This is a genomic window from Sediminibacillus halophilus (assembly GCF_900103695.1).
GTDB lineage: Bacteria > Bacillota > Bacilli > Bacillales > Amphibacillaceae > Sediminibacillus > Sediminibacillus halophilus.
Window position 1 is genome coordinate 57,241 of record NZ_FNHF01000006.1, and the last position, 22,838, is coordinate 80,078.

Annotated in this window: 24 protein-coding genes, 2 riboswitches and 1 other annotated feature; of the genes, 5 read left to right on the forward strand and 19 right to left on the reverse strand. The window is 44.7% G+C overall.

From position 1 onward, the window contains the following. Positions 1-19: 19 nt before the first annotated feature. The 3 genes from BLR82_RS16955 to BLR82_RS16965 all read right to left on the reverse strand — a co-directional run bounded on the left by BLR82_RS16955 (position 20) and on the right by BLR82_RS16965 (position 3,928). Positions 20-472: a GNAT family N-acetyltransferase gene (locus BLR82_RS16955; protein WP_074600641.1), complete on the reverse strand. Its 453-nt coding sequence runs from the start codon at positions 470-472 to the stop codon at positions 20-22. 143 nt (positions 473-615) lie between these two features. Next, a complete protein-coding gene (locus BLR82_RS16960) occupies positions 616-1,659 on the reverse strand; it encodes a ribonucleotide-diphosphate reductase subunit beta (protein WP_074600642.1) in 1,044 nt (347 codons plus the stop codon). 16 nt (positions 1,660-1,675) lie between these two features. After that, positions 1,676-3,928: a ribonucleoside-diphosphate reductase subunit alpha gene (locus BLR82_RS16965; RefSeq protein ID WP_074600643.1), complete on the reverse strand. Its 2,253-nt coding sequence runs from the start codon at positions 3,926-3,928 to the stop codon at positions 1,676-1,678. A gap of 250 nt (positions 3,929-4,178) precedes the next feature. After that, positions 4,179-4,372, reverse strand: a riboswitch (cobalamin riboswitch). A 248-nt stretch (positions 4,373-4,620) separates the two neighbouring features. Between BLR82_RS16965 and BLR82_RS16970 the strand changes: the two genes are divergently transcribed. After that, positions 4,621-5,499 carry an NAD(P)-dependent oxidoreductase gene (locus tag BLR82_RS16970; RefSeq protein ID WP_175486843.1) on the forward strand — a complete coding sequence of 293 codons (879 nt, stop codon included), beginning with the start codon at positions 4,621-4,623 and terminating at the stop codon, positions 5,497-5,499. 158 nt (positions 5,500-5,657) lie between these two features. Here BLR82_RS16970 and BLR82_RS16975 read toward each other — a convergent pair whose 3' ends face one another. From BLR82_RS16975 to BLR82_RS16985, 3 genes are all read right to left on the reverse strand, one after another. Beyond that, entirely contained in the window at positions 5,658-5,969 is a 312-nt protein-coding gene (locus BLR82_RS16975) for a hypothetical protein (RefSeq protein ID WP_074600645.1), read from the reverse strand. A 10-nt stretch (positions 5,970-5,979) separates the two neighbouring features. Further along, entirely contained in the window at positions 5,980-6,666 is a 687-nt protein-coding gene (locus BLR82_RS16980) for a class I SAM-dependent methyltransferase (RefSeq protein WP_074600646.1), read from the reverse strand. A gap of 124 nt (positions 6,667-6,790) precedes the next feature. Continuing rightward, positions 6,791-6,988, reverse strand: a complete 198-nt coding sequence (locus BLR82_RS16985) for a cold shock domain-containing protein (protein ID WP_074600647.1) — start codon at positions 6,986-6,988, stop codon at positions 6,791-6,793. Between the two features lie 290 nt (positions 6,989-7,278). On the opposite strand from BLR82_RS16985, the gene trhO reads away from it, so the two are divergent. Beyond that, complete coding sequence (gene trhO, locus BLR82_RS16990) at positions 7,279-8,253, forward strand: oxygen-dependent tRNA uridine(34) hydroxylase TrhO (protein WP_074600648.1); 975 nt, start codon at positions 7,279-7,281, stop codon at positions 8,251-8,253. Between the two features lie 204 nt (positions 8,254-8,457). Continuing rightward, positions 8,458-8,937, forward strand: a complete 480-nt coding sequence (locus tag BLR82_RS16995; RefSeq protein WP_074600649.1) for a glutathione peroxidase — start codon at positions 8,458-8,460, stop codon at positions 8,935-8,937. A gap of 43 nt (positions 8,938-8,980) precedes the next feature. Here BLR82_RS16995 and BLR82_RS17000 read toward each other — a convergent pair whose 3' ends face one another. The 9 genes from BLR82_RS17000 to ribD form a co-directional block, all read right to left on the reverse strand. After that, positions 8,981-9,202: a hypothetical protein gene (locus BLR82_RS17000; RefSeq protein WP_074600650.1), complete on the reverse strand. Its 222-nt coding sequence runs from the start codon at positions 9,200-9,202 to the stop codon at positions 8,981-8,983. 148 nt (positions 9,203-9,350) lie between these two features. Further along, entirely contained in the window at positions 9,351-10,790 is a 1,440-nt protein-coding gene (proS, locus tag BLR82_RS17005; protein WP_074600651.1) for a proline--tRNA ligase, read from the reverse strand. 67 nt (positions 10,791-10,857) lie between these two features. Beyond that, positions 10,858-11,055: a binding site (T-box leader), on the reverse strand. Between the two features lie 72 nt (positions 11,056-11,127). Continuing rightward, positions 11,128-11,448 carry a DMT family transporter gene (locus tag BLR82_RS17010; protein ID WP_074600652.1) on the reverse strand — a complete coding sequence of 107 codons (321 nt, stop codon included), beginning with the start codon at positions 11,446-11,448 and terminating at the stop codon, positions 11,128-11,130. Between the two features lie 121 nt (positions 11,449-11,569). Next, positions 11,570-12,136: a TetR/AcrR family transcriptional regulator gene (locus tag BLR82_RS17015; RefSeq protein ID WP_074600653.1), complete on the reverse strand. Its 567-nt coding sequence runs from the start codon at positions 12,134-12,136 to the stop codon at positions 11,570-11,572. Positions 12,137-12,264: 128 nt separating this feature from the next. Beyond that, complete coding sequence (locus tag BLR82_RS17020; RefSeq protein WP_074600654.1) at positions 12,265-12,588, reverse strand: hypothetical protein; 324 nt, start codon at positions 12,586-12,588, stop codon at positions 12,265-12,267. Positions 12,589-12,757: 169 nt separating this feature from the next. Next, complete coding sequence (gene ribH / locus BLR82_RS17025) at positions 12,758-13,225, reverse strand: 6,7-dimethyl-8-ribityllumazine synthase (protein ID WP_074600655.1); 468 nt, start codon at positions 13,223-13,225, stop codon at positions 12,758-12,760. Positions 13,226-13,239: 14 nt separating this feature from the next. Further along, positions 13,240-14,451: a bifunctional 3,4-dihydroxy-2-butanone-4-phosphate synthase/GTP cyclohydrolase II gene (locus BLR82_RS17030; protein WP_074600656.1), complete on the reverse strand. Its 1,212-nt coding sequence runs from the start codon at positions 14,449-14,451 to the stop codon at positions 13,240-13,242. An 11-nt stretch (positions 14,452-14,462) separates the two neighbouring features. Further along, entirely contained in the window at positions 14,463-15,125 is a 663-nt protein-coding gene (locus tag BLR82_RS17035) for a riboflavin synthase (protein WP_074600657.1), read from the reverse strand. After that, positions 15,126-16,232: a bifunctional diaminohydroxyphosphoribosylaminopyrimidine deaminase/5-amino-6-(5-phosphoribosylamino)uracil reductase RibD gene (gene ribD, locus BLR82_RS17040; protein WP_342721723.1), complete on the reverse strand. Its 1,107-nt coding sequence runs from the start codon at positions 16,230-16,232 to the stop codon at positions 15,126-15,128. A gap of 196 nt (positions 16,233-16,428) precedes the next feature. Beyond that, positions 16,429-16,573: riboswitch (FMN riboswitch) on the reverse strand. Between the two features lie 168 nt (positions 16,574-16,741). Here ribD and BLR82_RS17045 point away from each other — a divergent pair. Next, positions 16,742-17,377, forward strand: a complete 636-nt coding sequence (locus BLR82_RS17045; protein WP_074600658.1) for an ArsR/SmtB family transcription factor — start codon at positions 16,742-16,744, stop codon at positions 17,375-17,377. Between the two features lie 68 nt (positions 17,378-17,445). Then, the gene (locus tag BLR82_RS17050) at positions 17,446-18,729 is read left to right on the forward strand and encodes an MFS transporter (RefSeq protein WP_074600659.1); all 1,284 of its coding nucleotides are present in this window, start codon (positions 17,446-17,448) and stop codon (positions 18,727-18,729) included. Positions 18,730-19,115: 386 nt separating this feature from the next. Here BLR82_RS17050 and murB read toward each other — a convergent pair whose 3' ends face one another. From murB to BLR82_RS17070, 4 genes are all read right to left on the reverse strand, one after another. Then, positions 19,116-20,057, reverse strand: a complete 942-nt coding sequence (gene murB / locus BLR82_RS17055; RefSeq protein ID WP_425440912.1) for a UDP-N-acetylmuramate dehydrogenase — start codon at positions 20,055-20,057, stop codon at positions 19,116-19,118. 368 nt (positions 20,058-20,425) lie between these two features. After that, the gene (locus BLR82_RS17060) at positions 20,426-21,076 is read right to left on the reverse strand and encodes a TetR/AcrR family transcriptional regulator (protein ID WP_074600661.1); all 651 of its coding nucleotides are present in this window, start codon (positions 21,074-21,076) and stop codon (positions 20,426-20,428) included. Between the two features lie 19 nt (positions 21,077-21,095). Beyond that, positions 21,096-22,109: an ABC transporter permease gene (locus BLR82_RS17065; protein WP_074600662.1), complete on the reverse strand. Its 1,014-nt coding sequence runs from the start codon at positions 22,107-22,109 to the stop codon at positions 21,096-21,098. Then, complete coding sequence (locus BLR82_RS17070; protein WP_074600663.1) at positions 22,106-22,825, reverse strand: ABC transporter ATP-binding protein; 720 nt, start codon at positions 22,823-22,825, stop codon at positions 22,106-22,108. Before BLR82_RS17070 ends, BLR82_RS17065 begins: the two co-directional genes overlap by 4 nt. Positions 22,826-22,838: the final 13 nt, after the last annotated feature.

Genomic DNA, 22,838 nt, shown 5'->3' on the forward strand with positions numbered 1-22,838 from the left:
CCCCCACTGCGCTACCGTTTTACTTTGGTAAAGTGGTGAACAGCATATCGACATGAGGGATATCGTCATCGAGATAGACATCGGATATCTCTTTGAAGCCAAAGGAGGCATAAAAGTGCCGTAGGTATTCCTGTCCTTGGATTTTTATTGTTGTTTCCTGCCACTGTTCAGTTATTTGGAAAATTGCTTTTTGTAAGAGCTCTCTGGCTAAACCTTGCCCGCGGTATTGCTTATGTACCAGCACCCTTCCGATGGAAGCTTGTTCATACACTGTTCCTTTCGGAAGCAAGCGTGCGTATGCCACTATCTTTTTTCCATCCTTGCAGAATAAATGAACAGCACGATAATCATGCCCGTCGAGCTCATGGTAGGGACATTGCTGTTCAACGACAAAAACATCGATTCTTGTTTGAATGATGGTATATAGTTCTTTTGTATCCAACTCATCAAATGACTTGCAAATCCAGTCCATCAAAAAACCTCCTTGTTTAACATGTTGCAAGATAGCAAAGTATATGTGTACAGTTATTACTTTCCTCAATGCAGAGAACTTTGTAAAGCACGAGGATCGAAAAAAAATCCCTCACTGATGTTCAGCAAGGGATTTTCCTCCTATTACAAATCGTCAAAACCGTTGTCGGTGTAATTTACTTTGGTGTACTGGCGGGATTTCTGTTCAAAGAAATCCGACTTGCCCAAATCCACTTCTTCATATGCTTTAATCCAGCGCAGCGGATTTTTGGTAATTTCCGGATACGGTTTTTCATAGCCAAGCTGTTTACAGCGTGTATTGGCATAGAATTTAATATAATTCTCCACATCATCCAACAGAATACCATCGATTTTGTTGCCGATTATGTGGCGGGCCCATTCTGTCTCCAAGTGTACCGCTTGCTTAAATGTGTCCTGTACAAATGATTCCAGTTCTTTTGTATTATATTCCGGATGCTCCGTTAACACTTCTTTGAAAATCCGTACAAACAAATCGACATGCAGCTGTTCATCACGGTTGATGTAATTGATCATCGTAGAGGTGGCGACCATCTTTTGATTCCTTGCCAAGTGATAGAAAAAGGCAAAACCTGAATAAAAGAACAGCCCCTCTAATATTACATCGTAGACAACAGATTTCAGCAAGTTATCTACCGTCGGTTCTTCGGCAAATGCCCGATAACCATCTGTAATGAAATCATTACGCTTTTCCAAAATGGGTTCCGTCCGCCAAAATTCGAATACCTCATCCTGCTCCTGTTTGGATACAAGACTGGATAAGACATAGGAATAAGAGTGATTGTGAATGACTTCCTGCTGGGCAAGAATGATCATGAGCGCATTCAGACTCGAATCGGTTAAGTAATCGGCAACCTTCCCAGCATAATCGGTTTGGATGCTATCGAGCAAAGCCAATAACCCGATGATTTTCAAAAAGGCGTCCCTTTCCTCGTCAGATAACCCCGGAAACTGACGCATATCCTGCGACATGTTGATTTCAAAAGGTGTCCAAAAGTTCGAAAGCATCTTTTTATATTTGGGATATGCCCAGGCGAAGCGGACATCATCCCAATTGAGTATATTGGAGCTTTTTCCGTTGATAATACTGGTAGAATTGTTCGGTGCAGTCTTGTCCATTATATTCCGTTTATTCAGTGATACAACCATCGTCGATCTCCTCTCCTTAGCTGGAACATGATTCACAGTCGATCAATTCTGATGAGGTCGACCGCAAATAATAGGTGGTTTTAAGCCCTGATTCCCATGCATCCAGGTGAAGGCTCAGCAATTCTTTGGCCTGGATGGTGTTAGGTACATATATGTTGAAGGAAACACTCTGGTCGATATGCTTCTGTCTGGCTGCATTCTGTTTGATACTCCAGTGCTGATCAATAAAATAAGCCGATTTGTAATACCAGGTGGTATCCGTGTTCAAATCAGGAGCAGTCACCGGAATCTTGTAATCCTTTTTCTCCTCGGCGTAAAACTTTTGGAAAATCGGATCTATACTGGCAGTACTACCTGCAATCAAAGATGTCGAGGAATTCGGCGCAACTGCCATTAAATAGCTGTTGCGAATTCCGTGTTCCTGAACATGCCACTGCAAATCGGACCAATCATAGTCCGAATCCGTTTCAGCAGTATAACCCTTATTCTCGAAGTATTTGCCGGTTTGCCAGTCTGAACCTTGAAATGCGGCACAAGCACCTTTCTCTTTAGCCAGTTCCATGCTGGACTGGATTGTCAGAAAAGCGATTTTTTCGTACAGCTTGTCCGCATAGGCCACCGCTTCTTCGCTTTCCCAGCGGATTCCTTTCAATGCCAGAAGATGGTGCCATCCAAACGTACCAAGACCGACTGCACGGTATTTTTGATTGGTAAGCTGTGCTTGTAAAACCGGAATCGTGTACAAATCGATTACGTTATCCAGCATTCTCATCTGGATAGGAACCAATCGTTCCAAAACGCCTTCTGTCACTGCCCTGCCCAAATGGATAGAGGACAAGTTACAGACAACAAAGTCACCAGGTTGTTTATTCACGACGATTTTTCCATCTACGGTCTGCTGTTCTTCTACCACAGTCGGGCTTTGATTTTGCGTGATTTCCGTGCAAAGATTGCTTGAGTAAATCATGCCGAGGTGGCTGTTCGGATTATGCCGATTGACTTCATCCCGATAAAACATGAAAGGGCCGCCAGTTTCGAGCTGGCTTTTCAGAATCCGTTTCATCAGATCAATAGCAGGGATTTCTTGTTTACTAAGATTGGGGTTTTGAACACATTCCCAATACTTTTCCCGGAAGCTTCCATTGCCCTTCGATTCGTCAAAATAATCTTCAAGCGAATACCCCATTACCGTCCGGACCTCATGAGGATCGAACAAGTACCAGTTCTCTCTAGCTTCTACCTGCTCCATGAAAAGATCCGGAAGAGATACTCCTGTAAACAAATCGTGTGTCCGGAGCCGCTCATCCCCATTGTTCAATTTCGCATCCAGAAAAGAAGATATATCTTTATGCCAAATATCCAGATAAACACAGATAGCGCCTTTGCGCTGGCCAAGTTGATCGACACTAACTGCTGTGTTGTTCAACTGTTTCATCCATGGCAACACACCGGATGATGCACCGCTAAATCCTTTGATCGCACTGCCGCGGCTGCGGATTTTTCCCAAATAAACGCCGATTCCTCCGCCGTTCTTAGACAGATTGGCGATATCGGTATTGCTGTCGAAAATCCCCTGCAAACTGTCGTCTACTGTATCGATAAAGCAGCTGGATAACTGACCATAGCTTTTTCCTGCATTGGAAAGCGTCGGAGTAGCCACAGTCATGTACAGGTTACTCAACGCCCAATATGCCTCTTTAATCAACTCAATTCTTTTTTCTGCTGGCTCATTTTTCATCAACGTCATACAAATGATCATAAATCGTTCCTGTGGCAGTTCATAAACCTTGCCTTGGTAATCCTTGGCAATGTAACGGTCTGCCAATGTCCGGAGACCGATGTATGTGAACATGTTGTCTTTGTCTGGATCGATCGCCTGTTCCAGTTCCTGTATTTCCTGCTCACTATAAGTATCAAGTAAGAAGCGGTCATAGATGCCGATTTCCGTAAGATGACGGATGACGTGCCCAAACGGACCATATTTCCTGCCTGGATCATAGCCCCTGTTCTCGGCTGCTTCTTGATAGAGCTGTTGTAAGTATAAAGCCGCTGCTGCATAGGTCCAATCTGGTGCATTTTCGTCCAGGTTGGCCAGAGCCTCCAAGATTAACTGGTGAATCCACTCATCATCTTGGAGCCATGGTTTTTGCTCCAATACTTTTTCACCGTGCTCAAATAATGCTTGAATATCCAAATCCGGAAAACGACCGGTCAAAACCTTCGGCATTTCGCTCTTCCAATCATTTCGTTTAACTTCTGTTTCGATCATTATTTTACTCCTCCTTTTGTCCAAGTGAACACAGGTTTAAGGACTGGGCACCTGAAACGGAATAATGGCTATCCAGATGATGTGTTTTTATCTAACGATGTTATGTATCCCATTCATCTGACAAGGCACTTTTAAGTGCAACAAAAAATCCGCCCATGAGACATGGACGGATTGAAAACGACAGACAGCAAACATGGCACAAACGACCACTTTTCCCCTATCGTTTTCACTCCCCAGTCCCCGAAGAAATGAAACGCTACAAGAAAAGGCAGGTCTCCTGACTCGTGCTTCTGCCTACTAGAGACCTTCCCAAACCGGTGCCGTGAAGCAAAGCGGTTTAGTGGAACTTCTCGTTCGTCCACACTTACAGTTGCGGGGACAGTTCCGGTTTTTCACCGGATTCCCTTTTAAGACAAAGGTGTCACCTTTCCTTGCATAGAATCAATATATAGTATTCACTTCAAACAATTAAACAATATATTGTGTTAATTATGACTTTATCACAATCATTTTTTTCTTGCAATCCAAATAATCCCCTGATTTTTCTTTCACTGGGAGTAAAGCCTGACGCCGCGCGGCAAATGCCGGATTAAAAAATTTTTTGTCGAACTATCGCGATTTTACAGAAAGGAATTTTTGCTTTTTTATCGAACTATGTTTAAGCATAGAGAGACAGAAAGGAAGGATGAATGATGTCCCTGGCAAAAGATACAGTCATAGGCTTTATCGGCAGTGGTGTTATGGGAAAAAGCATGGCTGCCAACCTGATGGAAGCCGGATTCCCCTTGAATGTATATACAAGAACCAAAACAAAGGCAGATGAACTCTTGGAGGCTGGAGCTGTCTGGAAGGAAAGCGCAGCTGATCTTGCAGCAGAATCAGATGTGATCATTACTATCGTCGGTTACCCCTCTGATGTAGAAGAAGTATACTTCGGTGACAACGGTATCCTGGCTCACGCAAGGTCCGGAAGCTTCGTCATCGATATGACCACTTCCAAACCCAAGCTTGCCGAAAGAATCAGTAAAGAAGCGTCAAAGAAAGGAATCGAAGCAATGGATGCACCAGTCTCGGGTGGCGACATCGGGGCAAAAAACGGAACGCTTGCCATAATGGCCGGCGGGTCTGAAACTGCTTTTCACGAGCTAAGACCGATATTCGATGTAATGGGCAGCAATATTGTCCATCAAGGGCCTGCCGGCTCCGGACAGCACACAAAGATGAGTAACCAGATTGCGATTGCTTCGAATATGATCGGGGTCTGTGAAGCAATAACGTATGCAGAAAAGGCAGGTCTTGATCCCGATCGTGTGTTAAGCAGCATCTCTACCGGAGCTGCAGGTAGCTGGTCGCTTAGTAATTTGGCCCCCAGGATGATTGCTGGCGACTATGATCCAGGATTTTATGTCAAACACTTTATTAAAGACATGAAGATTGCTCTGGAATCTGCCCAGGAAATGGAACTTCTCACTCCAGGACTGGAGCTTTCCTTGTCGCTGTATCAAAGACTGGCTGAATCTGGTGGAGAAGATTATGGAACCCATGCCTTATTTAAAATGTTCAGAGCTTAATTTATATGAAATGCACAAACACCTTGGTCACCACCTATCAGCATAAAACCAATTTCAGGGTGGTGTTTTTGCCACAAGGTGGACCTAAGAACTCGAGGGGGTAGGACTCCACCCTATCTAGAGAAAAAAACGTCCGCCGCTTGTGCGGTGGACAGTTTTTAATCTTTTTCCTGCTTGTTCCGATTTTCTACTTCCCGATTGACGATGAAAGCCAGGTCATCATTCTCGAACAACTGCAACACATTCAGTACGGTAGTATCCGGAATAGGTTCAGATTCCTCCTTCGACACGGTCAATTCCAGCGTTTTTTCCAGCTCTTTATTACTCCCCTGATCAGGATAGGCTTCATGATAGAGTTCTTCCGGCTTAAGGCCATTATTTACACACCATTGGGCAAAAACAAGAATCATCATGTTTTCGTCCTGACGATACTGTTCGATAATTTTTTCTTCCATCTCTTTTTTATCCATACCCGTCACCTCATTCCTTTTGAAACAAAAACAGCCACATAAAGCTCACTGCCTGTTTCAATTCTTCCGGTAAAGCGGCTATCTCTTTTTCCGTAACATCCTTTTTGTAGACAGCTTTTCCACCGATCGTCTTCCAGCCGATCTCCTCTTCAACCAGCCTTTTTAACTCCCAGGGCATCATCGTGTTACAGATCACCTTTTCACCGTATAGCCTTGGAAAACTGTTGTTCCGCGGCCCTGCTGTCGGTCCCAATAGCCCGATACATGCGCTTCCTTCCGACTTCAAAACCCTGTCCAGCTCCTGCAGCGCCTTCAGTGGATCCTCTGTCCATTCCAAAACGTTGATTCCCATGATGGCATCAAAGCTTTCTTCCGCAAACGAGAGATGAATGATATCTTCCCTTCGGAAGGTTATGACTTCTCCGGCCAAGCGCTTTGCCTTCGCGATCATTTCTTCTGATAAATCCATACCTGTCACTTTATAGCCTGCCTGGCTCAGCTTGTACGAACCATAACCATCTCCGCAGCCGACGTCCAACACGGTAGCACCCGGATACAAATAGTGATTCAGAAACGGGATAATCTCTTTTCTGCTGCCGGTATCCCACATACTTTTGCTGTTTTGATTCCAAAATGATGCCCTTTCGTCCCACTGTTTCCCAGCCTCTTGATGCCAGTCAAACGTTTTGTCATCCACTGTGCTTCCTCCTCCGTGTTTTAGCGCTCATACTGACCTATCGAATGTAGTCAGTTACTATTTTATCGTTTTTCATTCAACAAAAAAAGCGCATCAAGCAGATGCGCTTTTTTGTAATGGGCAATTATAGTGGTTGCACATTAGACGCCTGCGGACCACGATCCCCTTCGACAATATCGAATTCGACATCCTGTCCTTCTTCAAGCGTTTTAAAACCTTCAGTCTGGATAGCTGAGAAGTGAACAAATACATCGTCGCCATCTTCTCTTTCAATAAACCCAAACCCTTTATCGGCGTTAAACCATTTGACTTTCCCTGTCATGAAAAAACCTCCTTCTTACAAAAAATACGGGTAACGGATTAAGGCTATTCCCTTACATCCCTTTATTGTGAAAGAAATGGGAACGAAATATTCAACTCCCATTTTCTTTCCTTTATTTTCATTTCCACTTTGGCCATCATCTAAACCGGATAATCATGATGATTACCTTTAAATACAAGTTGATTTTTTTCTTTCAACTCTGTTAAAATATATGCTTGCAAGAGACAATGTTATATTGATCCCACCCTACATTTATATCTTGCAAATATGAATTGATAGGTGGTAATAAAATGGAAAATAAAGAAAAGTATCAAGTGTTGTTGTATTATAATTATGTTCCGATCGAGGATCCGGAGACTTATGCAGCCGAGCATCTTAAGTATTGTAAAGAACTTGGCTTGAAGGGTCGCATTCTGGTTGCCGAAGAAGGTATCAACGGCACCGTCTCTGGAACAGTGGAACAAACCAATAAATATATGGACGACATGCACGCTGATCCACGTTTTGCCGACATGGTGTTCAAAGTGGATGAGGCTGACGGCCACGCATTCAAAAAGATGCATGTACGTCCACGGCCCGAGCTTGTTACACTCCGCCTGGAGGATGACATTGATCCGAATGAAACAACCGGCCAATATCTAAGTCCCCAAGAATTTTATGAAGCTATGCGGGATGAAAATACGGTTGTTTTGGATGCACGGAATGATTATGAGTATGATCTTGGCCACTTCCGCGGCGCCATTCGTCCCGACATTGAAACATTCCGGGAACTTCCTGAATGGGTCGAAGAAAACAAAGACAAATTGGAAGGTAAAAAGGTCCTTACCTACTGTACTGGCGGTATCCGTTGTGAGAAATTTTCGGGATGGCTGGTAAAGGAAGGATTTGAAGATGTCGGCCAATTACATGGTGGAATCGTCACCTACGGAAAAGATCCGGAAGTACAAGGCGAGTTATGGGATGGACAGCTTTACGTATTTGATGAACGTATCTCTGTACCGGTCAATCGCAAAGAACATGTAGTAGTAGGAAAAGACTTCTTTGATGGGAAGCCTTGTGAACGTTATGTAAACTGTGCAAACCCTGAATGTAACCGCCAGTTCCTTTGCTCAGAAGAGAATGAGCATAAGTACATGCGCGGATGTACGCATGAATGCCGTGTCTCGCCACGCAACATGTATGTGGAAGAGCACAATTTATCTGAGGAAGAAATCCAAGCAAGATTGGAAAGAATCGAACGGGAAGATGGGGTAGCCCATCAATAAGCCTGCTCCCTTTTTTTGGTGCTGATCGAGCACTAGAGGAGGTTCCTCCTATGTAAAAGACGGCCGTTTGGTCGTCTTTTTTTTATGCGAAATTCTGATTACATACTGAATGTGGTGGTGCCTCGTCGTTTATAAAGGTACTGAGCATCCTTTGTATAATCTGTTGCTTGTTTATGCTATCCTGCAATAAAGGAGGCGTTTTGCATGAACATATACGATTTTTCTGCCACTTCGATTTCAGGCGAAGAGGTTCCGCTTCAGAAGTATAAAGGAAAAGCGATGTTGATCGTCAATACGGCCAGCAAATGTGGATTTACACCTCAGTATCAAGGCTTGCAGCAGTTGTATGATAAATTTCACGATGAAGGGTTAGTGGTGCTGGGCTTTCCTAGCAATCAGTTTATGAATCAGGAGCCTGGTTCAGAAGAAACAATCCAGACCTTCTGCCAAACAAATTATGGGGTAACCTTTCCATTGTTCAGCAAAATCGACGTCAAAGGAAAAAACGCCCATCCGCTTTTTGCTTATTTAAGCGAGCAAGCCCCCGGCGTCCTTTCCGGACAGATCAAGTGGAATTTCACCAAGTTTTTAGTCGATAAGAACGGACATGTCGTTAAACGATATGCTCCATCGACCAAACCAGAAAGCATGGAAGCGGACATCCAACAGCTTCTTTCCTCATAAAAAGCTGCGGCCTCCCCCGAAGGGAGAAGCCGCAGCTTTTGAATTATTGGTCTTTTTCCTTTTCTTCATCGGTTTCAATATCTTTATAAGAAGTCGTTTTCTTTCTGTCCGCTTTTTCATCTTTTTCTACTTGATCAATCGGGAAATCCTCCTGTGGTTCAGCAAACGTATCACGTTTGTCCTGTTTTTCTTTGGACTCCTTGAATTTGATTTCATCCTTTTGATCAGGGAGCAAGCTGCCGCGCTCGCGTTCTGACTTGTCCATACTACCACCCTCCACTGTGTTAGAAGTATTTCAATACTGTTCCCTTCATGGGCAGGAGGACAAACCTGTTTTCTGTGACTTCTTCGTTCACTGGCCACAGACACCAGCAGCAAATGTGATTTCCTTTGTCTCCGTAAGTCGCTTTATATTAATATGCCTTGGCCCAGTAAACTAGTTCTTTTGCTTGTTTTTGGCAGCAGACACAAGTATCGGCGACTTTTTCCTGTTCAAAGGGAATGCAGCGGGAGGTTGCGGTGGTTTCTTCTTTTATTTGATCCTCGCATTGTTGATCTCCGCACCACATTGCTTTGATAAAGCCGGGATTTTGCTCCAAACTATTTTTAAATTCCTCCATGGTTGTCGCAACACTGGTTTTTTCTTCGCGATGCTTCATGGCTTTTTCAAACAAGCTTCGCTGGATATCCTCCAACAACTCCGGAATGGCCGTTTCCAGTTCATCGATCGGTGTGAACAATTTCTCGCCGGTATCTCTGCGGACCAATACAGCTTGCCCTTTTTCTATATCCTTCGGCCCGATCTCCAATCGGATCGGAACACCTTTCATCTCATATTCATTGAATTTCCAACCAGGCATTTTGTCACTTGCATCGATATCGACCCGGGCGATGCTGCCAAGCTGTTCTTTCAATTGATACGCCTTGTCGAGCACCCCTTCTTTATGCTGGGCGACCGGTACAATCATTACTTGCTTGGCAGCGATTTTCGGAGGGACTACCAGGCCGCAGTTATCCCCGTGAACCATAATCATGGCTCCGATCGATCTTGTTGTGAACCCCCAGGACGTTTGATGAACGGGCTGTAATTCACCGGCTTCATTGCTAAAGCGAATATCGAATGCTTCGGCAAACCCGGTCCCCAAATGGTGTGACGTTCCTGCCTGCAGTGCTTTTCCATCATGCATCAAGCTCTCGATCGTCAAGGTATAGGAGGCACCGGCAAACTTTTCTTTTTCTGTTTTCTTTCCTTTGAGAACCGGTATCGCCATGTAATCCTCGAATACACTCGCATACACATCGAGCATTTGCCGTGTTTCCTTCGCTGCATCCTCTTCAGTTGCATGGCATGTGTGGCCTTCCTGCCACAGGAACTCAAGGGAGCGTAGGAATGGTCTGGTCGTTTTTTCCCAGCGCACAACGTTGCTCCACTGATTGTAGAGCTTTGGAAGGTCACGATAGGAGTGAATGATCTTTGCATAATGCTCGGCAAAAAGCACCTCGGAAGTCGGACGGACAACCAGTCGCTCCTGTAACGCTTCATCCCCGCCATGGGTCACCCAGGCAACCTCCGGGGCAAATCCCTCGATATGATCTTTTTCTTTCTGCAGCATACTTTCCGGGATGAACAGTGGAAAATACATGTTTTCATGGCCGGTTTCTTTGATCTTTGCATCGAGAATGTCCCGGATGTTCTCCCAAATCGCGTATCCTTCTGGCCGAATGATCATCGACCCTCTTACAGGACCATAGTCGACCAAATCAGCCTGTTTTACGACGTCCGTGTACCATTGAGCAAAATCGTCTTCCATTGCGGTGACCTTTTCTACGAATTGCTTGTTCTTTTTGGCCATTTTCAACCACCTTTTCTTTTCCTATTTTCCGTTAATATTACGATAAGCAAAAAACCCCGATCCCTAAAAAAGGGACCGAGGTCTGGTGGTACCACCCTTGTTCACAGTTACCTGCGCACTCTTTTGATAACGGATATCTCCGCTTGTATCTTATCGATACTGAGCTCCAAGGCAGGTTCCTGAATAGCTGTACGGAAATTTTCACCAACCATTTCCTCTCTGCGGCACTGCTACTTCCAGTACTAATCCTTGTCATTGCTTTTCGTAAATTCAAATGTATAAATACTATATGAATTAACCGGCTCCTTGTCAAGTTGTCCAGACCACACGGTAAAGGTCAGGCTCCTTGTGGCATATTCAGCACAACGACACCAATGACAATAGCGGCCACTCCAACAAATGTTTGAATTGAAAATTGTTCCTTCCAAAAAACAATACCAATCATCACGGTCATCACGGTGCCGATGCCGGCCCACAACGCATAGGTGAGCCCCATTGGCAGTTCCTTCAATGCTAATGCCAGGAAATAAAAGGATGCACCATAACTCATGATCGCCATTACGCCCGGAATCAGCTTTGTGAACCCTGCAGACATCTTCAGCATGGAACTCCCGACAATCTCGCTTATAATTGCTCCTGCCAATAGTAAATATGCCATCTTGAATACCTCCCTGCTTCCATTTTCTGATTTTCCCTTTCCCGTATTTCCGGTTAAAAAACCAATAAACTATAAACGTTTTTATCGTTTATCTATACAAAAACCAAAGAATAAAAGTGTCTTATCTTTTATTCTCTGGTATCAATCCATACAAAAGGATATCGACAATTTGGGACAAAGCTTCTGCTACAGTTATGTTGTTTTTATTGAAAAAGTGCTGGTCTAACGTCGTATTGATTGCCTCAATCAGTACCTTCATGATGACAGGAATCGAGTAGTTGGAAACAATTTCACCCGTTTCGATACCCTGTTCGATCAATTGCTGTAAATCATCCCAATCCTCTTCTAGTGCATCTTCCATCTTCACCCATTGATCGGGATAATACCGTTTCATTTCATCAAGTATCGGGCGATCATAGATTTGGTGATATTCCGGAAGCACTTGCATCAATTGCTTGATTTTGTCGATAAATGAAATAGAATCATCGGCCATCAATTGATTCGTCTTCTGATCTGTCTCTTCTAAAATATTATCTACGATGGTTTCGATTATCTCTTCCTTCGAGGAAAAATGCTCATAAACGGTTTTTTTACTAATCCCTAGTTGGTTGGTAATATCATCTACCGTGAAACGCATCCCGCTTTGCTGGATTTCCTCGACAACCTGCTTGATAATTCTTTCTTTCACGCTATGACCCCTTCTAGATCATCTCCATGAATAAAATAAATCACGGAAACTCATTCAGTTTTTCTAGTTCCCATTCTATATGGAATCCTTCTATTTGTCAATTCCTTCGGTTTTTTGGAATACTGCTGCTACCCTACCCGGCCACCATATCTCTCGGTAAGCTCATCGGCAAACTCGGCTATTAGCTTTGTGTTCCATTCTGCCTTTCGGTTATCCGCTATTTCCAGCCACAGCCTTCCCTGTTTTGGCCAATAGGTGACTTCGAGTACCCCCTTTTGTCTTTCTTTTTTTGTGTGCCAATGGTAACAGCCCTTTTTTGTACTTAAAGTGGTTCTCTGGGTGATGGTCAAACCAAATTGTCCGATTAGTTCTTCGATCTCATCCAAAATGAACTGTTCGTCCATAGGTTTTACATTGCCTAAATTACTGTCAAAAATCTCATACGTAATCACCGAATCCCTCCTATTACGGTTATCTTACCATAACAGCCAATTTTCATTGAATAAAATCTGTGTTTCCTTAACGTAAACACAACGTTTTTGGAAATTTTCCAATACTGCCGTAAAAAAACCGCACAACCCCTCCATTTAGGGCTGCCCGGTTTTCTTCATCTATAATGCTTCAAGAGATATTTTTTAACAAGTTGGCCATTTCAATGGCTGAAACGGCAGCTTCTGCTCCTTTATTGCCGGCTTTTGTTCCGGCCCTTTCAATCGCTTGTTCAATCGTATCTGTCGTCAACACTCCAAATATAACCGGCAGATCCTCCTGCATAGATACATTGGCTACTCCTTTTGAAACTTCACTGCTTACATAATCAAAATGTGGAGTAGACCCTCTGATAACTGTACCTAGTGCAATCACTGCATCATATTTTTTAGAAGCAGCCATCTTTTTCGTAACCAACGGGATTTCGAACGCGCCAGGAACCCAGGCAACTGATACATCGTCTTCCGACACTCCATGCCGCCTCAATGCATCCTGGGCACCGCTTAGTAATTTGTTGGTTATGAACTCATTGAATCTTCCAACTACGATTCCGATCTTTAAATCTGTACCTACCAAGTTTCCTTCATAAACATTTGTCATTTTTGTCATCCTCCTTAAAATCTATTGCTGCTACGAAAATCAAATAAATGGTCAAGCTTTGCTTTTTTTGTTTGCAAGTATCTTTCATTGTTTTTGTTGGCCGGTATTTGAATTGCTTTTCTTTCCGTCACTTCCAACCCATAATCGCTCAAACCGGAAATTTTACGAGGATTATTGGTCAAAAGCTGCAACTTCCGGACGCCAAGATCCTTCAGCATTTGGGCACTCACAGCATAGTCCCGCAGATCCGCAGGAAAACCTAGCTGATGGTTTGCTTCGACAGTGTCAAAACCCTGCTCCTGCAATTTATACGCCTTCAGTTTATTCAGCAAGCCAATCCCTCTGCCTTCTTGGCGCATGTATATCAGTACGCCTTTTCCCGCTGCCTCGATCTGTTGCAAGGCCTGTTCGAGCTGGGGCCCGCAATCACAGCGATGGGAACCAAAAACATCTCCGGTCAAACATTCGGAGTGAATCCGCACTAGGACAGGATCCTCCGGTCTTATATCTCCCTTAAAAAGGGCGAGGTGCTCCTTGCCTGTGAATTTTTCCGTGTAAGCAGTAAGATTAAATTCCCCATAGGCTGTCGGCAGCTTGATCGTTATTTCTTTATTGATCAAAACATCATTCACTTTACGGTAGGCAACTAAGTCTTGGATGGTGATCAACGATAAGTCAAACCGCTCTGCCATTTTCTCCAACTCCGGCAGCCTTGCCATTGTACCATCACCGTTCATAATTTCGCAGATCACGCCTGCGGGCTTAGAACCTGCAAGTTTCGCCAGATCGACTGCAGCCTCCGTATGACCCATACGCTCCAGGACACCGGCCTGTTTGGCTACTAAAGGGAACACGTGACCAGGCCGTTTAAAAGCAGTAGCTTCTGTCTTCTCCTCAATCAATTTTTGGATGGTCAGCGCCCGGTCATATGCACTGATTCCTGTGTCGGTTTCCTCATGGTCGATGCTGATAGTAAACGCCGTTCCGTAATTATCGCTGTTATCTTCCACCATGGCGGGCAAACGCAATTTATCGGCTAGCTCCTTATCCATCGGGGCACATATGAGTCCCCTTCCTTCCTTGGCCATGAAGTTGATCGATTCAGGAGTGGCATGCTCTGCAAGCATAACCAAATCTCCTTCGTTTTCCCTATCTTCGTCGTCAACGACGATCACCATTTTTCCAGCCCGCAAGTCTTGTAATGCCTTGTCTATCGTTTGGAACATAGCTAGTCCTCCTAATCTAAAAAGCCAAATTGCTGTAGTTTTTCCGCGGTTATTTTTCCGGCCGTTCCTTCTGCAGCAGACTGATATTTTGCCGAGAGAAGACGATCGATGTATTTTGCCAGCACGTCATATTCAATGTTAACCGTTTCTCCGGTCTGCTTGTCAGCGAGGATAGTTGCCCGCTGTGTCTCTGGAATAAGGGATATCGTAAAAGCAGATGGATGGACGGAAAATACAGTCAAGGAAGTTCCATCAACTGCGACCGAGCCCTTTTCCGAAAGATATGGAATCCCCCCAGACGGGACTTCGATGGTTATATAAACGGCATTTGCCTCTTTCCATTTCTTGATGATGATACCCACAGCATCTACATGACCGGACACAAAGTGACCCCCGAATCGATCTTGAGCACGCATGGCCCGTTCCAAATTAACGTCCATTCCAGGAGTGACACCGGACAGCGAGGAGGTACGGAATGTTTCGGGAATGATGTCCACCGTAAAGTCGGTCTCTTGAAAAGACGTGACGGTCAGACAAACACCATTCACCGATATACTGTCGCCTACTCTTACATCGCTTGTCACCGTTTCAGCCGCTATGTTCATCGTCAACGACTCCTGCTTGCGTTTGATGGATGTTACGTTTCCTTTTTCTTCAACGATTCCAGTAAACAATCACTCCGCCTCCTTTTTTGGAACAGCAATGATTTTGAGGTCACCGCTGATTTTTTCGACTGATTTAATCTCCAGCTGTCTTGCTTGCCTGATATATTCAGGCGAAACACCACCACCTACCACAGTTATGGCATCACTGCCACCGAGCAGTAGCGGTGCTATATACCAATGACACTCATCAAACAGGCCTGTTTCTACAAAAGCGCCATGAATTGAACTTCCACCTTCTACATAGACAGATTGAACGCGCTGTTCTGCCAGCAGATTTAATACAGCCTCCAGTTCCACCTTCTTTGTATCAAGCTTGAATACTTTCACATGCGGCTTTATCAGCTTTGCTTGCTCCACGTCTGCAGATGAGCCGCATATCAGCCACGTAGGCGCTTCGGGCCTAGTCAGCAGTTTGCTGTCAGCAGGAATACGCAAATCGCTGTCCAAAACGATGCGGATCGGTTGTTTTCCGCCTTCGGGGAGCCTTACAGTCAGGCGAGGGTCGTCTGCCATTACTGTTCCAATACCAACAAGAACCGCGTCATGAAGATCACGCTGCCGATGGACATCCTCCCTTGCCGCTTCCGACGTAATCCAACGGCTATCACCCGTGCTGGCCGCCGCTTTTCCATCCAAGGTCATTGCAGCTTTCAAGGTAACGAAAGGGAGCTTCTCCCTTATTTGTTTGAAGAACCGACGATTCAATTCAATCGCTCTTTCTTGTCTTAACCCGACTTCGACTTCGATACCTGCCTGGCGGAGTTTTTCCGCTCCCCTTCCGGCCACTTCAGGGTTGGGGTCCAAACATGCAATATAAACCTTTGCTAGTTGATGCTCCACAATTAAGTCGGCACATGGCGGAGTTTTGCCATGATGGGAGCACGGTTCCAAAGTGACATACATCACCGCGCCTGCTGCGGCTTCTCCTGCTTGTCTTAATGCATGTACTTCCGCGTGTGCACTCCCTGCCTGCAAGTGGCTGCCCATGCCGATCACGCTGCCGTCTTTTACGACCACTGCACCGACAGAAGGGTTAGGGCTTGTTTGTCCAATGGTTACTTCTGCTAATGCCAACGCTGTATCCATATAGGTTTCTTTTGATGCCAAATCCTTCATCCTCTCATTCCCGGAGCAAAGAGTTTCCATTTTTCATTGTGAACGTAAAAAAGCCCCGGTAGATGCCGGGGCCTTAAAAATCGGTAAAGTTAAGCTGAGACGATCCTTTCGGGAAAACGGCAAAGAATGCAGAAGGCATGCTGATGCCCACAGCTTTTTTCCGTATCCTGAATAAAACGTCACTACTGTAATGTTTCGCTTCCTTTTCCCATCCAGACTTTAACTGTCGGCTTTGGAATTACACCAAATCCACCGCTGCTTACGCAAGCGGGTCACGGACTGAGGACATCAACTTGTCCATCACCGCCGGTCGGGATTTACACCCTGCCCCAAAGGAATTCTGTATTTAGTTAAAAATATCATAGCATTCTTTTTAACAAAATGCATCCAAGTGAGCTTATCCAAAAAAAACCATCTGATTTTCTTTGTCTTGTAAGTATTTACGGAGCATGGTAAGATGCAGTTAAATAAATTTGACCGAGTGGTTTTTTTTGAAAGGGGGGAAATTAGTGAAGCAATTGATGATATTGGAAACCTATGAACAATTAAAATCTTTGAGTGATCCTTTCCGGAGTCAGCTAATGATGCGGCTGATCGAACAGCCATACACCGGGCAGCAATTAGCCGCTCAATTCAACCTCTCCAGGGCAAAAATTCATTATCACCTGCGAGAGTTGGCAAAAAACGGATTGGTGGAAATAGTGAGAACAGAAGAAAAGAATGGAATCGTCCAAAAATTCTACCAATCCACCGCAAGAGGATTTACACCTTCGGAGGAACTGCTTCCGTATAAAGAAGAGTTAAGTGAATCAATCCGCCAAATGTACACCCGCATGCTGGAAAGGACAAAAATGAGGGTGATTACCGCTCCTGAGGATGCCTTTAAGCAAGAAACCGCAATATCTAATCCGGCAGAATGGTCACATCTGGGCTCAACATGGGAAATTTCAGCAACCAAGGAGAATTTCAAGCAATGGATCAAAAAGTTTTTTGATCTGATGGAAGAATTAAGGGCCCTAAGCGCTGAAACGGAAGGCCATCCCGAACAAAAACTGTTCAGCATTACGGCCTTTGGATTCGAAATCGATGAATCGTTATTTCAAAAACGGGAAATGAAAAATCAATCAAAAAAGGAATCAGAATAGGTTCTTTTTTTGCACTGACAGTCAATTTTTTTTGACCGTGTAATCTTTTTGATACTGGGAGGCGGAAAATGAACTTACTATGGACCAATCGAAATTTTCTCTTGTTGTTTATTGGCAGAATTGTTACCAATATCGGAGATAGCATTTATTATGTAGCCGCCATGTGGCTAGTTTACGATTTAGGCGGCAGTGCATTCTACTCTGGTTTGGCGGGGTTTTTAACGTTACTTCCGGCAGCACTACAGTTTTTTACGGGACCGTTTGTCGATAAATGGCCGATTAAAAAGGTACTCGTACTTACCCAGCTGCTGCAATGCATCCTGATTTTAATCATTCCGTTGGCTCACTGGATCGGCTTTTTAACCGTTCATCTCATCCTGACCATCATGCCAGTGGTTGCCTTTATTGAACAGTTTACCTACCCTTCCCAAACAAAGGCGCTCGTCTCTATTCTTTCCAAACAACAGCTTGTAAAGGGAAACTCCCTGTTCGCCTTTGCCTATCAGGGGATTGATTTGCTATTCAATGCGGTTTCCGGAATCCTCGTTGCCATTGTCGGAGCTGTCACTCTCTATCTTGCAGATTCCATGACATTTGCATTGGCAGCCATCTTGTTCACCATTTGCAAGTTTCTTCCTGGCGAAGAAAAGAACAATGAAAAAGCATCAATTAAACAGACATTCCTGGACTATAAATCGGAATTGAAGCAGGGATTTTCGATTGTTTTCCGCTCATTGCTGGCGAGTTTTTTAATTGGATCGGTCGCCTGCAACTTTGCAATCGGCGCAGGATTGGCCGTCCTTCCCGGTTTGGGGGCGGAGCTTGGGGGAGCGGAAATATACGGATTTTATTTGGCAGCTATGTCTACCGGTTCTCTGCTTGGAGCATTGACCAGTACTTTTTTCGGCCGGTTTCCTGTGGGAAAGCTTTCGATTCTGACGTTTTTTTTCGGGTCTTGTTGCTGGGTTGCCAGTACATTTCTCTCACCTGTTCTATTAGGAGCGGTATTTTTCGGGTTGGCTTGGGTACCAGTTGGTGCGACCAATGTTTTGTTTGCTGCCGTCATGCAATCCGTTGTCCCGATCCATTTATTAGGTCGTGTCAATACCGTTTCGCGCAGTATGAGTGCATCAGCTATGCCGATCGGGTCGCTGGCTGGCGGATACCTTGCTTCTACATTCTCCCCCTCCCTAATCTTCAGCTGTGCCGGAGCGGGCTTGTTGATTGTGGCCATCGTATGGATCTGTCACCCCAGACTTCGGCAGCTGCCTAAAACGGATGGAATGACTGCAGAAACCTTCGATTTACCCATTACTATTCCAAAGAGAAGTCTGGAAGGGCCTAGTTCTTAGTTGCTCGTTCAGGATCGATTTAATTTATACCTGGATTAAATAGGATAAGGTTAGGTTATATCTTAAATCTATTGGCAAAAGCAAAACGTTAAGAAGTATGAAAAGAACTTCTTATGAAGTTTGATTACTAATTCTAGTAAAATCAAAAGGTTGTTTTGTAAACATTTTTTGTAAATTCTACTATTACCTTAAAATGGATAAGGTGTATTTACTGCGAGTTTTATCGGGGCATTCGCATCAAGCGTTTCAACGCAGCCAATAAAGATAATTGGCAAATAACGAACTCCTACATCTGGCCAACGTTCCATTCTCAAAAAGAAATACCGGGCGGGTTCGAATGTCTAAAACGAATCATCGCTCGGTTTTGCTTTTGTACCAGCCATTTTTCAATTTTGCTTCACTGATTTAACCGTTTCCGCATCGGCATCTTCTCCGATGATTTTCACTTCTCTTTCCAGGAACACACCGAACTTATCCTTGACTGTCTTTTGTACCAGCTCAATAACGGAGATATATTCGGTTGCTGTCGCATTGTTTTTGTTGACAATGAAACCAGCATGCTTGGTGGAGACTTCCGCGCCCCCGATTCCTTTACCTTGCAATTCGCTGTCCTGGATTAACTTGCCGGCAAAATAACCCGGCGGGCGCTTAAAGACACTGCCGCATGATGGATATTCGAGCGGCTGCTTGGACTCCCGTTTATACGTCAAGTCGTCCATAATTACTTTGATATCCTCATATTTTCCTGGTTGGAGTTTGAATTTCGCTTCTAAAACGATGTATCCTTTGTCGGGGATATTGCTGGTCCTGTATTCAAGATCGAGGTCTTCTGCAGGAAGAGTCAATAATGTCCCCTCCCGATCGACGACCACCGCCTCTTCTAACACATCTTTGATTTCCCCGCCGTAAGCCCCGGCATTCATAAACAGGGCGCCTCCCACTGTTCCTGGAATTCCGCAGGCAAATTCCAATCCGGTCAGTCTCTCCTTTAATGCCCGGCGAGAAACGTCGATAATGGCTGCACCGCTTTGGGCGAATATCGTACCGGACTCGACCCGGATATTCTGAAATTGCTTTTGACTCATGACAATGCCGCGAATTCCGCCATCCTTCACAATCATATTGGAACCATTGCCAAGAAGCGTGAACGGGATATTTTCCCGCCTTGCAAGCTTCACCAACTCCTGAACTTCAGAAAACGTTTCCGGTGTGACAAGAATATCCGCCTTTCCGCCAAGACGGGTGTACGTATGGTTTTTCAACAGCTCATCCAGCATAATGTTTTTCTCAGCTGTTATATGTGTTATTTCCTGATAAACATGTTCGATATTTATCAAATTAAATCATTCCTTTGGATTGTCCTCTTCGTTGATGGTTAAAAGCGACACAGAAATCCCTTTTCCCATAACCTTGATTATAACAGGTGGACGTAACAGCGCCAACTCCAATTTTGCCAACCTTTATCCAGCTCATTAAAAGGTTATGTCTTCTCAGAGGAATTCGTGCCTAATCTGTTTCCCCCTATCACCTACCCGCTGGCCGGCCAGTCAAACATTCTCTTGGTTCAAATTGATTGTAAAAATGCAAAGAGACCGGGACAAAAGCATGACCACTAGAGCAGAAGCCGATCTAAATGCTGATTTAATTCGTTCGGTTTTTACTTTGGTCACGAGGCTTTTGTTCCAGTTTCTTTCTATTATGCTTCAATGCCTTTCAAAATGAAATCAATGAGGTGCTCCACTTCTTGCGCCTCATCCCACTCGGCATCAGGATTCAGGAGAAAACGGGTGACAATGAACCCCAGTATGGGAGAGACAATACACCGGACCATCGTCTTAATCGGCATTTCTTTAAGCAGTCCCGCTTCCTGGAACCCTATAACTGTCTGCTTGATCCTCGGATACACCTGTTCAAGGAACGATTCCTCAATGATCATCTTGATTTCCGGGTGGAAGGCAAACTCCTGGAGCACTATCCGCAAAATCGCAACATTCTGTCTGGCAAAATCCAACCGATTATAAATGAATGTTCTTAACAGCTCGTCAATACCATGAAATTCCCGATTAAAAATATTTTCGACCATATTGCTGGCAAACACAGGCACAGCGAGCTTGAGCACTCCAGGCTTCACAATAGCCAATAACAAATCCTTTTTTGCCGGGTAATGACGAAAAATAGTCCCTTCCGCTACCCCGGCACGCTTTGCGATTTCACTTGTGGCTGTTGCCGCATACCCTTTCTCGGCAAATATTTCTATTGCAGCTGCAAGTATGTTTGCTTGCTTTTCCGTCAATCGGATCTCTTGTTCATCCACTTTCAATAGTTCTCTTAAATAGGACTCCTGCATACTGACCCTCACCTTATCATTATTTTCGGTATGCCTTAAGTGTACCAAGATTCAAAAGATAAAATAACAGTGAAAACCCAAGGACAACATAGAGGTCGACCTGTATATCCGCCAATCCGTTCCCTTTGATCATGATTTCCTTGAGGGCATCAGCACCATAGGAAATCGGCATAATGTATTCTATATACACCAACCAGTCAGCACCATTATCCAGACTGAACATCCCCGAAAAAAACGCCTGGGGAACGATTACGAGCGGAATAAACTGCATGAGTTGAAATTCATTCCTGGCAAAAGAGGATAGCAGGATGCCAAGTGTGAGTGCACTCAATGAAAGTAACATGGTGACCAGGATGACAAGCCATAAGGATCCATTAAGTGGAATTCCCAACACGTAAACAGCATACAACGCGACGATAAACGACTGAATCACTGCGAACAATCCAAAACCGCCGATATACCCAAGGATGATTTCCCATCCTTTCAGCGGCATGGCAAACAGCCTCTCCATTGTACCTTGCGACCTTTCTCGCAAGAAGGAAATACCTCCTACTAAAAACACGATGAAGAATGCGAAAAAACCAATCAGGACCGGCCCTGTATAATCGAAGGTGGTCTCTGCATTATCTTCATATAAATACTCGATGGAAATGTCTGGAGGCTGCCTATCTGATTGAGACGCCAATGCCTCCTGCAATCCCATTTTCACAGCCTCGCTTTGATTGGGTTTGCTGTTGTCTACAGTAACATGGATGCGTTGTCCATTTGCTTCAAGAATGGCGTCGATTTCCGAATCAGCAAGCGCCCGCACGGGATCATCGACGTCAACGATGTCCAGCATGCTATCCTGCACTGCTGCTTCAAGCGGGGCAGGAGCCCCCTCGACCGCTAGCTTTGGTTGATATGCCTCCTGGTCCAACACCAGCCAGGTCAACGTCAAAATCAATAAAGGAGCAACGATCATCAGGGCAAGGGACCGTTTATCGCGTATAAATTGACGCAGAATCCGAACAACAATCGCCTGTATCTTCATGCTTTTTCCCTCCCATACGTTAGAAATGCCTGCTCAATCGAGTCAGTACCGGTTTCCTGCTTTAACGCAGCAGGAGATCCATGGGCAATGATCTTCCCATCCCTTAACAGTCCTAACGTGTCACATCGTTCTGCTTCATCCATCACATGGGTGGTGACGATGATTGTTGTCCCGCCTCTCTTCAAATCAGCAAACCTGCCCCAAATTTTGTTACGCAATAACGGATCGATTCCAACCGTTGGTTCATCCAGAATTAATAGTTTTGGCTGATGGATCAACGCAGCTGCTAAAGATAACCGCCGCTTCATACCACCGGAATATTCACGAACGATTTTATGCTTGCTGTCCTGCAATCCAACATCCTCCAACACTTGATCGATACGCAAGGCCGTCTGCTTTTTCGGCACTCCGTAAATCGCTGCAAAAAATGCGAGGTTTTCCTTGGCAGTCAGCTCATGATAAAGGGCATCCGCCTGTGCCATATAACCAATGGATCCCATCGTTTGTAATGACGGCATCCTTGTTTTCAAGACAACCACTGCTCCTTCTGTAGGTGTTAGCGTGCCAACGATCGTCTTTACAAGCGTCGTTTTTCCGGACCCTGATGGACCGAGCAAAACAAATATTCCACCAGCACTGATTGTCAGGCTAATATCCTGCAAAACCCTCTGCCTATCGAATGAATGCGATACATGCCGAAGTTCCACTATTTCCATCTCGGACCCTCCT